The sequence below is a fragment of the Veillonella sp. T34266-5 genome (assembly GCF_002959815.1).
Taxonomy (GTDB): domain Bacteria; phylum Bacillota; class Negativicutes; order Veillonellales; family Veillonellaceae; genus Veillonella; species Veillonella atypica.
In genome coordinates, this window is sequence record NZ_PPCZ01000017.1 from 1 (window position 1) to 591 (window position 591).

The 591-nt window shown below is 43.5% G+C and carries 1 rRNA gene and 1 pseudogene; both read left to right on the plus strand.

Annotated elements, in window-relative coordinates:
* The first annotated feature begins 17 nt into the window (after nucleotides 1-17).
* Nucleotides 18-134, plus strand: a 5S ribosomal RNA gene (gene rrf / locus VIHSUH07_RS06480).
* Nucleotides 135-525: 391 nt separating this feature from the next.
* Nucleotides 526-591: pseudogene (locus tag VIHSUH07_RS09805) on the plus strand (IS200/IS605 family transposase); the annotation flags it as partial.

The following is a 591-nucleotide window of genomic DNA, read 5'->3' on the forward strand; positions in this document are numbered from 1 at the left end:
GTACAAACTCTGACAGATTCAGTGGCGATAGCTACGAGGGTCCACCTGTTCCCATCTCGAACACAGTAGTTAAGCTCGTAAACGCCGAAAGTACTTGGCTGGAGACGGCCTGGGAGGATAGGAAGTCGCTGATTAAGCTAAAAGGCTAACCGAATGGTTAGCCTTTTTTATTTTATATGCTTACATGTAGAGTCCGACCAGGGCACCTGGGAAAGGTAGGGTGTGAGCTAACAGAGGAGCGTAGCGACGTATGGGAGCCACACATCACCTTCATCCGAACGTAAGATTTCTCCAGCTGCAAAGCAGCGATGAGAAATCCACAGTGAGGAATGATAGGAAGTCGCTGATTAAGCTAAAAGGCTAACCAAATGGTTAGCCTTTTTTATTATTGTGCGCCGAATAGGCATGACTAAACCCCCAGTTAAACTGGGGGTCGGTAAAAAATTCTTAGAGAAAAGGAAAGAACCTCCTAGTGGTAAAATAAAGTTGGTCTGGCAACCACAACATTTCAACATAGGAGGTTCAATGTCAATGAATGACGTAAAAAGCTTATCACATAGTAAATGGAGATGTAAATATCATATTGTTTTT